The 12990-nt window shown below is 69.4% G+C and carries 10 protein-coding genes and 1 riboswitch; of the genes, 8 read left to right on the top strand and 2 right to left on the bottom strand.

Annotated features, from left to right (window positions below):
• The first annotated feature begins 1 nt into the window (after position 1).
• A riboswitch (SAM riboswitch) is annotated at positions 2-117 on the top strand.
• Between the two features lie 14 nt (positions 118-131).
• From ACFRAQ_RS21850 to ACFRAQ_RS21830, 5 genes are all read left to right on the top strand, one after another.
• The gene (locus ACFRAQ_RS21850; RefSeq protein WP_379102400.1) at positions 132-554 is read left to right on the top strand and encodes a rhodanese-like domain-containing protein; all 423 of its coding nucleotides are present in this window, start codon (positions 132-134) and stop codon (positions 552-554) included.
• Entirely contained in the window at positions 551-1765 is a 1215-nt protein-coding gene (locus ACFRAQ_RS21845; RefSeq protein WP_379102398.1) for an O-succinylhomoserine sulfhydrylase, read from the top strand. The genes ACFRAQ_RS21850 and ACFRAQ_RS21845 overlap by 4 nt, the downstream gene beginning before the upstream one ends.
• 164 nt (positions 1766-1929) lie before the next feature.
• The gene (locus ACFRAQ_RS21840; RefSeq protein ID WP_379102396.1) at positions 1930-3690 is read left to right on the top strand and encodes a leucine-rich repeat domain-containing protein; all 1761 of its coding nucleotides are present in this window, start codon (positions 1930-1932) and stop codon (positions 3688-3690) included.
• Positions 3691-3857: 167 nt separating this feature from the next.
• Positions 3858-4499, top strand: a complete 642-nt coding sequence (locus ACFRAQ_RS21835; protein WP_379102394.1) for a type 1 glutamine amidotransferase family protein — start codon at positions 3858-3860, stop codon at positions 4497-4499.
• A complete protein-coding gene (locus ACFRAQ_RS21830; protein ID WP_379102392.1) occupies positions 4496-4957 on the top strand; it encodes a MarR family winged helix-turn-helix transcriptional regulator in 462 nt (153 codons plus the stop codon). The genes ACFRAQ_RS21835 and ACFRAQ_RS21830 overlap by 4 nt, the downstream gene beginning before the upstream one ends.
• Here ACFRAQ_RS21830 and ACFRAQ_RS21825 read toward each other — a convergent pair whose 3' ends face one another.
• Positions 4958-5716, bottom strand: coding sequence for an HAD-IIA family hydrolase (locus tag ACFRAQ_RS21825; protein WP_357094669.1), 759 nt, complete (start codon positions 5714-5716; stop codon positions 4958-4960).
• A 193-nt stretch (positions 5717-5909) separates the two neighbouring features.
• Here ACFRAQ_RS21825 and fgd point away from each other — a divergent pair, with 193 nt between their 5' ends.
• The 3 genes from fgd to ACFRAQ_RS21810 all read left to right on the top strand — a co-directional run bounded on the left by fgd (position 5910) and on the right by ACFRAQ_RS21810 (position 10311).
• Complete coding sequence (fgd, locus tag ACFRAQ_RS21820) at positions 5910-6923, top strand: glucose-6-phosphate dehydrogenase (coenzyme-F420) (protein WP_379102389.1); 1014 nt, start codon at positions 5910-5912, stop codon at positions 6921-6923.
• 112 nt (positions 6924-7035) lie between these two features.
• Entirely contained in the window at positions 7036-9114 is a 2079-nt protein-coding gene (gene pta, locus ACFRAQ_RS21815; RefSeq protein ID WP_379102386.1) for a phosphate acetyltransferase, read from the top strand.
• On the top strand, positions 9115-10311 hold the full coding sequence (locus ACFRAQ_RS21810; RefSeq protein ID WP_379102384.1) for an acetate kinase: 1197 nt from the start codon (positions 9115-9117) through the stop codon (positions 10309-10311). It abuts the gene before it with no gap.
• A 198-nt stretch (positions 10312-10509) separates the two neighbouring features.
• On the opposite strand, the gene ACFRAQ_RS21805 is transcribed toward ACFRAQ_RS21810, so the two are convergent.
• Positions 10510-12990 carry a tetratricopeptide repeat protein gene (locus tag ACFRAQ_RS21805; RefSeq protein ID WP_379102382.1) on the bottom strand — a complete coding sequence of 827 codons (2481 nt, stop codon included), beginning with the start codon at positions 12988-12990 and terminating at the stop codon, positions 10510-10512.

The following is a 12990-nucleotide window of genomic DNA, read 5'->3' as shown; positions in this document are numbered from 1 at the left end:
AGGTCATGAGTACCAGCGCCAAGCCCCGGCTGGCTGGTCGGCAACCCTCCTCCGCGGTGGGGTGCTCCGGGTGACGACCTGGCCTCGCATCGGACAGCGGTGCGGCAAGTGCGGATTCTCAGGAGGTACAAGTGAGCTACGCAGGTGACATCACGCCGAAGCAGGCGTGGGAGTTGTTGCGCGACAACCCCGATGCGGTCCTGGTGGACGTGCGCACCGAGGCCGAGTGGCGGTTCGTCGGCGTGCCCGACACCAGCGGCATCGGCCGTCCGACCGCGCTGATCGAGTGGGTCGACGTCACCGGCACCCCCAATGCCCGGTTCGCCGACCTGCTGAAGCAATCGCTGGCCGACCGGACCTCGGACTCGGACGCGCCTGTCATCTTCATCTGCCGCTCCGGCCAGCGTTCGATCGGCGCGGCGACCGCCGCCACCACGCTCGGCATCACCCCCTCGTTCAATGTGGTCGACGGCTTCGAGGGTGCGCTCGACGGCCAGGGCCACCGCGGCAGCACCGGCTGGCGCGCCGACGGACTTCCGTGGAGGCAGTCATGATCACCGGCGGCTCCTTCGAGAAACCGCTCCCCGAGGGCGTCGGCCCCGCCACCCAGGCGGTGCGCGGCGGCACCCGGCGTTCCGGCTTCGACGAGACCTCCGAGGCGCTGTTCCTCAATTCGGGTTTCGTCTACGAGAGCGCCGAGGCGGCCGAGGCCTCCTTCACCGGCGATATCGAGCACTTCGTGTACTCGCGCTACGGCAACCCGACGGTCGCCATGTTCGAGGAGCGGCTGCGCCTGATCGACGGCGCGGAGGCCTGTTTCGCGACCGCGTCGGGCATGTCGGCGGTGTTCACCGCGCTGGGCGCGCTGCTGTCGGCCGGTGACCGGCTGGTCGCGGCGCGCAGCCTGTTCGGCTCCTGCTTCGTGGTGGCCAACGAGATCCTGCCGCGCTGGGGCGTGGAGACGGTGTTCGTCGACGGCGAGGACCTGAACCAGTGGGAGCAGGCGCTGTCCGTTCCCACCCAGGCCGTCTTCTTCGAGACCCCCTCGAACCCGATGCAGACCCTCACCGATGTGCGCGCGGTCTCGGATCTGGCGCACGCGGCGGGCGCGAAGGTGGTGCTGGACAACGTCTTCGCCACCCCGTTGCTGCAGCGCGGCTTCGATCTGGGCGCGGACATCACCGTCTACTCGGGCACCAAGCACATCGACGGCCAGGGCCGGGTGCTCGGCGGCGCGATCCTGGGACCGCAGGACTACATCGACGGCCCGGTGAAGAACCTGATGCGCCACACCGGTCCGGCGCTGAGCCCCTTCAATGCCTGGACCCTGCTCAAGGGCCTGGAGACGATGCCGCTGCGCCTGCGCCAGTCGGTGGACTCGGCGTTGAAGATCGCCCGGTTCCTGGAGTCGCATCCGGCGGTGGCGTGGGTGAAGTACCCGTTCCTGTCCTCGCATCCGCAGTACGAGCTGGCCAAGCGCCAGATGTCGGGCGGCGGCACGGTGATCACCTTCGAGCTGAAGGCCGGCGACAACGAGGCCAAGAAGCGCGCGTTCGAGGTGCTGAACCGGCTCCGGATCATCGACATCTCCAACAACCTCGGTGACGCGAAGACGCTGATCACCCACCCGGCCACCACCACCCACCGCGCGATGGGTCCGGAAGGCCGTGCGGCCGTGGGCATTACCGATGGCGTGCTGCGCATCTCCATCGGCCTGGAGGACGCGGAGGATCTCCTCAACGATCTGGATCACGCGCTCAGCTGACCCGAAGACTCTCCGACAAGGGCCGGAACCCGCTGGGTTCCGGCCTTTTTCGATGACCGCTCCGGGGGCGTCGCCGCTGCCGCGCGGGCCCGGCTCGAACGCCCCCGTGACGGCGGCTCGTCGAGCGAGCTACGCAGCCGAGCCGCGAACATATGCTCTCCCGCATGTCGACCTTTTCCATGCCCGACCTCTTGTCCTACGCCGACGTGGACGCCCGCCTGGGCGGCGTGCTGTCCGCCGAGCTCGAGGGAGCGGGAGACGAGCCCGACGATCCCACGGTGCTGTTCTTCGACGGTGACCTCACCCTCGACGGGGATTTCCTGTCCGCCGTCGCCGAGCTGCGCGGTGTGGACGCCGACGGCGACAGCGATGTCGAGTTGATCGTGGTGACCGGTGATCTGACGGTCAACGGCCCGATCGCGCTCTACGAGGACTGGCCCGGGCTCTACGTCGGTGGCCACACCCGGGCCGAGACGCTGGAAGGCGGCGACGCCGCGATCTGCATCCATGACGGCGCCTTCACTCACATGGTGTACGGCTATTACAACCACGGCTCCCTGGCGGCCGGGGTGGTCGACACCCCCTGGGTGATCGACTTCGACCACCACATGGCGCTGACGGCCCCGGGCGCGCGCTGGGTGGACAACCTGGGCGTCTGCGATCGGGACGTCGACTTCGTCGCCGGGAACGGCCTCGGTGAGGCGTTCGCGCCCGAGGTCGTCGACGACGAGGGTCGCCTGGCCGTCGACGCGTTCCTGAACCGGCTGCGGGCCGGGCTGCCCGTCCTGCGGCCCGGGGCCCGGTCGGCGCGTGAGTCGGCGGCCGCGGCGCTGGACGACCAGCTGTCCCGGGCCTTGGCCGACCGGACCGACCATCTCGACCTGACCGGGCGCAAGCTGAAGGCGTTCCCCGCCGAGGTGCTGCGGATGCCGTGGCTGCGCACCCTGATCCTGGACCGCAATCCGATCCGCGAGCTGCCCGAGGAGATCGGGACGCTCACCGGACTGGAGCACCTGTCGGTGCGCGACTGCGAGTTGACCGCCCTGCCCGGATCGATCGGCGACCTGGCCGGGCTGCGGGTGCTGCGGGTCGCCGGCAACTCGTCCCTGGACGAGAACGAGGTCGAGTTCACCCTGCCCGCCGCCGTCGGCCGGCTGTCCGCGCTGGAGGAACTCGACATCTCCTCGCTGTCCGTCCGCACCGACGCGGAGTACGAGCCGGGACGGATGCCGCCCGAGTCGACGCGGTTCGTCCTGCCGGACACCTTCGGCGGCCTGGTCGGGCTACGGAAGCTGGTCGCCGACGGCACCAACGTCGTGTTCCCCGACTCCGCGCGCGGCCTGACCGGCGTCGAGGAGGTGTCGATGTCCGGCAGCCCCGCCCGGTACCTGCTGACCTTCCCCGAGGTGGTCACCACCTTCCCGAACCTGCGCCGGCTCGATCTGAGCTGCAACAACTTCGACACCGTCCCCGACAGCCTGCTCCACTTGACCCGGCTGGTGGACCTCGACCTCGGCGGCAGCCTCGGCCTGCTGCGCGACCCGCTGCCGGACCTCGGCCGCCTGCCCGCGCTGCGGGTCCTCGGCTTCAGCGGGCAGAGCAGCCGCGGCCCGGAGCCCGGGCACGTCTTCCTCCGGGAGTTGTTCGCGATGGAACTGACCGGTCTGGAGGAACTCCGGATCGACAGGTGGCGCCGGGACGGCAAGCGCCGCCGGCTCCGGCCCGAGCACTTCGCCGGGATCGGGACGTTCCGCCGGCTGCGGACCGTCCGCCTGGCCTTCAACGGCCTCGAAGACCTGCCGCCCGATTTCGACACGCTCCCCGACCTCGAGACCGTCGACCTCAACGGCAACCGGTTCCCCCGAGAGGTCCGCGACCGGATCACCGCCGCACACCCGAGCGCCCGGATCGACTTCGGGTCGTAGGGTCCACCGGGCCCGAGCCGGCTGCCGCCTGTCCCCCATCCGTGCCGCAGGGGTGTTCAGAAAGCGATGATTGGACGAACGCGAGCGGCTCCAGCATTCGTGTCCTCGCATGATGGCGATTCTCGCGGTCATTGACAGCATGCTGTCAAATATGACAGCATGCTGTCATGATGAAAACAGTTCACATGGCCGTCTACGACACCTTCTCGGACTGGGAGGTCGGCCACGCGACCGCACACATCAACCGGGCGCTCTGGCACCGTGACCCGGGAACATGGCAGGTCAAGACCGTCGCCATCGGTGCCGAACCGATCACTTCCATGGGCGGCATGCGCATCCTGCCCGACCTGGTCCTCGAGGATCTGAAGCCGGGCGACAGCGCGATGCTGATCCTGCCGGGTCTGGAGACCGAGCTGGATCCCGAGACGCCCGCCGCTTTCGCGCGCAAGGCCCGCGAGTTCGTGACGGCCGGGGTGCCGGTGGCGGCGATCTGCGGTGGAACCTTCGCGCTGGCGCAGGAGGGGTTGCTCGATGACCGGCCGCACACCAGCAATGCCGCCGAATACCTCGCCTACTCCGGCTATGCGGGCGGCGAGCACTTCGTCCAGGCGCCGGCCGTCACCGGGGGCGATGTGATCACCGCGTCCGGCACCAGCCCGGTCGAGTTCGCGCGTGAGATCCTCGCTCGCCTCGACATTTTCGAGCCGCACGTCCTGGAGGCTTGGTACAAGCTGTACGGAAACAACGATCCCGCGGGCTTTTGCACGCTCTACGAGTACGAGCAGCAGCAGCAGGCGGCGGCGCGGTGACGCGTACCGGGCAGGAACTGTTCGCGACGGCGGCGGTCACGTCGTTCAAGCTGAACGGCCAATTCCTCGGTATCGCCGAGGAATTGGCGCGGCCGTCCGGGATCACGGTGGCGTGGTGGCAGGTGCTCGGCGCGATCCTGCGCCAGCCGCTGCCGGTGGCGGGCATCGCCCGGGAGATGGGCATCACCCGGCAGAGCGTGCAGCGCATCGCGGATGTGCTGGAGGGCAAGGGATTCGTCGAGTACAAGCCGAATCCGGCGCATCGGCGCGCCAAGCTGGTGGCCATCACCGAGTCCGGTCACGACGCGGTCCGCGCGATCGACCCCCAGCACGCGGCGATGGCGAAACGCCTTGTCGCGCACCTGGGCAAGGCCGAGCTGGAGCGGGTGGTGGACGCGCTGACGACCCTGTCGGCCGCCCTCGACGTGCTCGAGGACGACGCGACGGGCGCCGCCTGACTACAGCGCGAACGGGTCCTTGGTCTTGCCGACCAGCGAGGCGACCGACGGCAGGATGGCGGTCGGGCGGTACGGGAACTGCTCGACCAGGGCAGGCGTCGAGATGCCGGTGGTGACCAGGATGGTCCGCATGCCCGCCTCCAGGCCGGAGATGACGTCGGTGTCCATGCGGTCGCCGATCATGACGGTGGACTGCGAGTGCGCGCCCAGCCGGCGCAGCGCCGAGCGCATCATCAGCGGGTTGGGTTTGCCCACGTAGTACGGCTTCTTACCGGTGGCCTGGGTGATCAGCGCCGCGACCGAACCGGTGGCCGGGAGGATGCCCTCGCGCGAGGGCCCGGTGGCGTCGGGATTGGTGGCGATGAAGCGCGCACCCGCCGCGATCAGGCGGATGGCGGTGGTGATGGCCTCGAACGAGTAGGTGCGGGTTTCGCCGAGCACCACGTAGTCGGGGTTGGAATCGGTGAGGACGTAACCGATTTCGTGCAGCGCGGTGGTGAGCCCGGATTCGCCGACCACATAGGCGGTGCCGTCGGGCCGCTGGTCCTTGAGGAAGGTGGCGGTGGCCAGGGCGGAGGTCCAGATGGATTCGACGGGGATGTCGAGGCCGGTGTGCTGGAGCCGGGCCTGCAGGTCGCGCGCGGTGTAGATGCTGTTGTTGGTGAGCACCAGGAACGGGATCTGGTTATCGCGCAGTTCGGCGAGGAACTCGTCGGCTCCGGGCACCAGGTGGTTCTCGTGGACCAGGACGCCGTCCATATCGGTCAGGTAAGAGAGGATCGGTTCTTGGCTCGCGTTGGTCACGTGCATATTCTCCGCTATCCGCGGATCGAAAGCTCATATATTCCTGCGGTGTGACCGCTGCCGCACCGTCGTCCGGTGCTGACTAGGGTGCGAAGTAGGCCGTTCGCGTCGACCGGTGCGAGCGCAGCATGGCGACAGGAGTGCCCAGGTGAAGGACCTCAAGCTCGGTTACAAGGCGTCCGCCGAACAGTTCGGCCCGCGGGAGCTGGTGGAGCTCGCGGTGGCGGCGGAGGAGCACGGCCTCGACAGCGCGACGGTCTCCGACCATTTCCAGCCGTGGCGGCACAATGGCGGGCACGCCCCGTTCTCGCTGGCCTTCCTGGCCGCGGTGGGGGAGCGCACCAACCGGATTCAGCTCGGCACCTCGGTGCTGACCCCGACCTTCCGCTACAACCCGGCGGTGATCGCGCAGGCGTTCGCCACCCTGGGCTGCCTGTACCCGGATCGCATCATGCTGGGTGTCGGCTCGGGTGAGGCGCTCAACGAGATCGCGACCGGTTTCCAGGGCGAGTGGCCGGAGTTCAAGGAGCGGTTCGCCCGTCTGCGCGAGTCGGTGGAGCTGATGCGCGCGCTGTGGACCGGCGACCGCGTGGACTTCGACGGCCAGTACTACAAGACCGTCGGCGCCTCCATCTACGACGTGCCCAAGGGTGGCATCCCGGTGTACATCGCGGCGGGCGGCCCGCTGGTGGCCCGGTACGCGGGTCGCGCGGGTGACGGTTTCATCTGCACCTCGGGCAAGGGCATGGACCTCTACACCGAGAAGCTGATGCCCGCCGTCGCGGAGGGCGCGGCCAAGGCGGGCCGTGCGGTCGACGACATCGACCGCATGATCGAGATCAAGATCTCCTACGACACCGATCCCGCTCTGGCGCTGGAGAACACGCGCTTCTGGGCCCCGCTGTCCCTGACCGCGGAGCAGAAGCACTCCATCACCGACCCGATGGAGATGGAGGCCGCCGCCGACGCCCTGCCGATCGAGCAGATCGCCAAGCGCTGGATCGTGGCCAGCGACCCGGACCAGGCCGTCGAGCAGATCAAGCCCTACCTCGACGCCGGCCTGAACCACCTGGTCTTCCACGCCCCGGGCCACGACCAGCGCCGCTTCCTCGACCTCTTCGAACGCGACCTGGCCCCGCGCCTCCGCGCTCTGGGTGTTTGATCGCCCCTCCGCTTCGCACTGGGCGTCAGGACGGTCTCCATCGGGGACGGGCATCCGAAGTGATCCCCGTCCCTGCGGAAAACAGCCCATAACGGTCGGTAGGCTTTCGGCCATGGCTGCCACACCGGTCTCCAGTGTGTACATCGCGTCCCCCGAGGGCGACACCGGAAAGTCCACGGTCGCGCTCGGGGTCCTCCAGGCCCTGGCCGCCACCACCCCGCGGGTGGGCGTGTTCCGGCCGATCACCCGGTCCGCGACGGGACGGGACTACATTCTCGAGCTGCTGCTCGAATACTCCACCTCCGACGTCGACTACGACCAGGCCATCGGCGTCACCTACGAGCAGGTGCACGAAGACCCCGACGCCGCGATCAGCGAGATCGTCATGCGGTATCACGCGGTCGCCAAGCAGTGCGACGCCGTGCTCGTCCTCGGCTCGGACTACACCGATGTGGCCAGTCCGAGCGAACTGCGTTTCAATGCCCGGATCGCGGTGAATCTCGGCGCGCCCGTTCTACTGGTGGTCTGCGGAATCGGCCGCACCCCGGACGAATTGGGCCAGTTGGTGGAGCTGTGCCGCAATGAGCTGGTGGCCGAGCACGCCAAGCTGGCGGCCGTGATCGCCAACCGCTGCCTGCCCGAGCAGCTGGAGGCCGACGCCGAGGCCCTGGCCAAGGTGTGCGCGGTGCCGTCCTGGACGCTGCCGGAGGTGCCGCTGCTGCAGGCGCCCACCATGGAGGAGTTGCGCGAGGCCATCGGTGGCGAGATCTACAGTGGCGACCCGGAACTCATGCACCGCGAGGCGCTGCACGTGATGGTGGGCGGCATGACGGCCGAGCACATTCTGGAACGCCTCACCGACGGTGTCGCCGTCATCGCCCCCGGTGACCGCTCCGACGTGCTGCTGGCCCTGGTGAATGCTCATGAGGCGGAAGGTTTTCCGTCGCTGGCCGGTATCATCATGAACGGCGGTATCCGCCCCCAGCCCCCCATCGCCCGGCTGATGGCGGGTCTCAAGCCCCGGCTGCCGATTCTGGCGACCGAGCTCGGCACCTACGAGACCGCCAAGGCCACCGCGCTGACCCGGGGCCGGGTGTCGCTGTCGAGCATGCGCAAGGTGGACACCGCCCTGGCCGTCATGGAGGAGCGGGTCGATCCGCGGGAGCTGTTGCGGCAGATCGAGGTTCCCATTCCGAACATCGTCACCCCGCAGATGTTCGAGTACCAGCTGATCGAGCGCGCCCGCAACGACCGCAAGCGCATCGTGCTGCCGGAGGGCGACGACGACCGCATCCTGCGCGCGGCCGGCCGGGTGCTGCAGCGCAAGATCGCCGATCTGACGATTCTGGGCGACGAGGCCGCGGTGCGCGGCCGCGCCGCCGAACTGGGCGTGAACATCGACGCCGCGGAGGTGCTCGATCCCCAGACCTGTCCGCTGCGTGACGAATTCGCCGAGGAGTACGCCCGCCTGCGCGCCCACAAGGGCATGACGGTGGACCGGGCTCGCGAATACATCGGCGACATCTCGTATTTCGGCACCATGATGGTGCACATGGGGGTCGCGGACGGCATGGTGTCGGGCGCGGCGCACACCACCGCGCACACCATCCGCCCGTCGTTCGAGATCATCAAGACCGAGCCGGGCGTGTCCACGGTGTCGAGCGTGTTCCTCATGTGCCTGGCGGACCGGGTGCTGGTGTATGGCGACTGCGCGGTGGTGCCGGACCCGACCTCGGATCAGCTGGCCGATATCGCCATCTCGTCGGCGCGGACCGCCGCCCAGTTCGGCATCGACCCGCGCGTGGCCATGCTGTCCTATTCGACGGGCGAGTCGGGCACCGGCGCGGATGTCGACAAGGTGCGGGACGCCACCAAGTTCGTGCACGATCGCGCGCCGGAGCTGTTGGTGGAGGGCCCGATCCAGTACGACGCGGCGATCGAGCCCACGGTGGCCAAGACCAAGCTGCCGAATTCCGCGGTGGCCGGGCAGGCGACGGTCTTCATCTTCCCGGACCTCAATACCGGCAACAACACCTACAAGGCCGTGCAGCGCAGTGCGGGCGCGGTGGCGATCGGCCCGGTGTTGCAGGGTTTGAACAAGCCGGTCAATGATCTGTCGCGGGGCGCGCTGGTCGCCGACATCGTGAACACGGTCGCGATCACCGCGATTCAGGCGCAGCAGGAGGCGTAGATGAAGGTCCTGGTGATCAATTCGGGTTCCTCGTCGATCAAGTACCAGCTGCTGGAGCCCGCCACGGCCGACGTGTGCGCGCACGGCATGGTGCAGCGCATCGGCGAGGCGGTCGAACCGGACGTGGTGACCGTCGAACACCACACGGGCGAGAAGACTTTCGAATACCAGGGCTCGATCGCCGATCACGCGCAGGGCTTGCAGGTGGTGTTCGACCTGTTCATCGCGAGCGGCCAGGATCTGGCGCACGCCGATCTGGGCGCGGTCGGGCACCGGGTGGTGCACGGCGGCGAGGTGTTCTACGAGCCGACGCTCATCACCGACGACGTCGTGCAGGCCATCACCGACCTGTCCTCCCTGGCGCCCCTGCACAATCCGCCGAACGTGATCGGCATCGAGTCCGCGCGGGCGCTGCTGCCGCGGGTGCCGCAGGTCGCGGTGTTCGACACCGCCTTCTTCCACAATCTGCCCGCCGCCGCCAAGACCTACGCCATCGACGCGGAAACCGCCGCGGCGCACGGGGTCCGCAAGTACGGGTTCCACGGCACCTCGCACGACTACGTGTCCGGGCAGGCGGCGGAGTTCCTCGGCAAGGATCGCGCCGAGCTGAACCAGATCGTGCTGCACCTGGGCAACGGCGCGTCCGCCTCCGCCATCCGCGCGGGGCAGGCGGTGGACACCACCATGGGCCTGACGCCGCTGGAGGGCCTGGTCATGGGTACCCGATCCGGGGATCTGGATCCGGGCATCATCTTCCACCTGATCCGCACCGCGGGCATGGATGTCGACGATGTGGACGCCCTGCTGAACCGGTACTCGGGGATCAAGGGCCTGTCCGGCGTCAATGACTTCCGCGAGCTCGGCCGTCTCATCGAAACCGGCCATCCCACCGCGAAACTCGCGTTCGATGTCTACATCCACCGGTTGCGGCGCTACATCGGCGCGTATCTGATCGAGCTGGGCCGGGTGGACGCGATCACGTTCACCGCGGGGGTCGGCGAGAACGACGCGCGGGTGCGCGCGGAGGCGCTGGCCGGACTGGAGCGCTACGGCATCCGGATCGACGCCGACCGGAACACCGCCGAAGACCGGACCGCACGTCGCATTTCGTCCGACGACTCGGAGATCTCGGTGCTGGTGGTGCCGACCAACGAGGAGCTCGCCATCGCCCGCGCGGCCGCGCGATTGGTCGGCTGAGGCTGCTTCACGAAATCATCATGATGCGGTCGGCACAGTGGTGCCCGGACTGGTTCCCGCCGGTCCACCGGAACCCGTGTCGCACCACGCACAACCGCGGTGGTGGCCGAAAATCCCTCGCCGGTCACGTGGTCTCAGGCTGCCCTCGAGACCGCCGCGGGCGACACGGGGCTCCTCCGGATTCCCTGAGACCGGCTGTCAGAACCAGGATTTGGCGCGCACCGCGTTGGCCAGGTCCACCAGCGCGTACCGATGATTCCGTTCGGGCGCGGACCGGGCCAGCCCACGCAGCCCCGTCTCGATGCCGCGCCGCAGATCCCGTTCGGTGAACGGCGACCCGAACAGCGTGGAGCGGGCCGACTTCGGCTTGTTTCCCGCCTGCACCCAGCCCAGCGCGATGCCCATCGACAGGATCCGCAGTTGCGCCGCGCGCCCCTCGCCCGGCGGCAGGTCCTGCACGCGCGCCGCCGCCACCTGTAGGGTCGATTCGTCCAGTTCCGCGGCCGGAGCGCAGGTCAGCAGCATGAGGATGGCCGTCATCCGGGCTTCCGCGTAATGCCGGGAGGCGGGCGGCACCTGGTCGAGCGCGTGCACCGCGGCGGTGATGTTCCCGGCCGCCGCGAGCTGCCGGGCCAGGCCGAACGCGGCGCTCACCACGCCCCGGTCGGTGCGCCACACGGTGGCGTAGTAGTTCTCGGCGTAGGAGCGCCATTCCTCGGGGTCCGGCGAATCCCAGTGCTGGAGAATGAGTTCCGCGGTGGCGGCGAGCGCCAGCTTGGGCGCGATCTCACCGGGCAGCGCCTCCAGCACCGCGTCGAAGCGGGCGAAGGCGCGCTCGTACTCCAGTTCCAGCAGTTCGGTGAGCCCGAGATACCAGTCGATCCGCCAGTCCCACGCGGGCGGCTCGGGTTCGTCGGTGAGGCGGGCCAGCAGCATGCGCGCGGCCGCGGGCTCGTTCAGGTCCAGGTGCGCGCGGGCCTCGGCGAGGGTGACCTCCAGTTCGAGGGTCTCGGGCGCGCCACCGGGTTCGGCGGCCCCGCGCTGGCGGGCGTGCCGCAGTTCCTCGAGCGAGTGCCGGGGTTCGGGGTGAGCCGCGCCGGCCAGCAGCGGCGCGGACGGGTCGCCCGGATCGATGATGGGCACCGGCAGCGCGGCCACCACGTCACCGGGTTGCAGCAGGGTGCCGCGGCTGATGCCGTCGATGATGCCGTCGGTCTGCGCGATGATTTCGCCGGTGCCGAAGCTGGTGCGCGGCGGGCTGAACAGGGTCGACAGCTGCGGGTGCTCGTTGCCGGTCTCGGCGGCCAGGATCTCGCGCAGTACGCCGGTGAGCTGGGCGGCCAGGACCCGCGCGGACGGGAAGCGGCGGTCCGGATCGGGATCGGTGGCGCGCAGCAGCAGCCGGCAGAGGAACGGATGCTGGGCCAGTATCGGCTCGTCCTTGGGATCCGGGATGCCGTCGACGTAGGCGCCGCGCTCCATCGGCAGGTGCAGGGTGAGCACGGCGAGCGCGCGTCCGACGGTGTAGATGTCGGAGGCCACGGTGGGCCCGGTGTGCGCGATCTCGGGGGCCTGGAATCCCCTGGTGCCGTACAGGTTTCCGTACGCCTCGAACTGGGTGACCGCGCCCAGGTCGATGAGCTCCACCCGGTCGGTGGTGATCATGATGTTGTCGGGCTTGAGGTCGTTGTAGGCCAGCCCCACCGAATGCAGATAGTCCAGGGCCGGAAGGATTTCCAGCAGGTAGGCGATGGCCACCGAGACCGGCATGCGGGCGGGCGCGTAGTGGTCGAGCAGGTGGCGCAGCGAATGCCCGCCCACGTACTCCATCACGATGTAGCCGATCGGCGTCCCGTCCGGGCCCGGATGCTCCACGAAGTTGTGGATCTTCACGATGCTCGGGTGCACCACTTCCGCGAGGAACTGCCGTTCGGCCAGCGCGACCGCCTGCGCTTCGGCGTCACCGGCGTGCAACAGGCCCTTGAGCACCACCCAGCGGTCGCTGACATTGCGGTCGATGGCGAGGTAGATCCAGCCCAGGCCGCCGTGCGCGATACAGCCCTGGATCTCGTACTGGCCCGCCACCCGGTCGCCGGGGTAGAGGGAGGGCCGGAAATCGTAGGGGGCGCCGCAGGTTTGGCAGTCACCCGCCGTGGTGGACGGCAGCGTCGGGGTGGCCCGGCCGACGGGTTTGCCGCAGCGCCAGCAGAATCGGCGGCCCTCGGCGACCACGGGATCGTCGAGCACCGCCTGCTCCGGATCCACCGGCTCCACGGTGGGGATCGGCACCAGGCCCGCGCCGAGCCGCCGCACCACCGGGCGCGGGCGGGCCATGCGCGCGGTGCGCTGGGACGGCCGGGTGGGGGTGCGCGGTTCGCCCTCGGAGACCGGAACCGCCTCCGCCGGTGCGACTTCCGGTTCGTCCTCGATGCGGGGTGCGCGCTGGGTCATCTCGGTGCGCGGGGCGGCCTGGGTCGCGGCGGGTTCGTCCGGCTCGGCGGCGTGGCGTGCGCGTTCGCCGCGCGGGGGCGCCTGCCGAGTGGTGATCTCGGTGCGGGCGGGCCAGTGCGGTCCGACGTTGGTGGCGTGGGTCGGGACGCCCTCGGCGTTGGTGGCATGGGTCGGGACGCCTTCGGCGTCGCCGCGGTCGGGGTGCTGCGGATCGGACGGAGTGCTCAT

The organism is Nocardia sp. NPDC056611 (assembly GCF_042792755.1).
Taxonomy (GTDB): domain Bacteria; phylum Actinomycetota; class Actinomycetes; order Mycobacteriales; family Mycobacteriaceae; genus Nocardia.
This window is presented reverse-complemented; position numbering and strand designations above follow the sequence as displayed.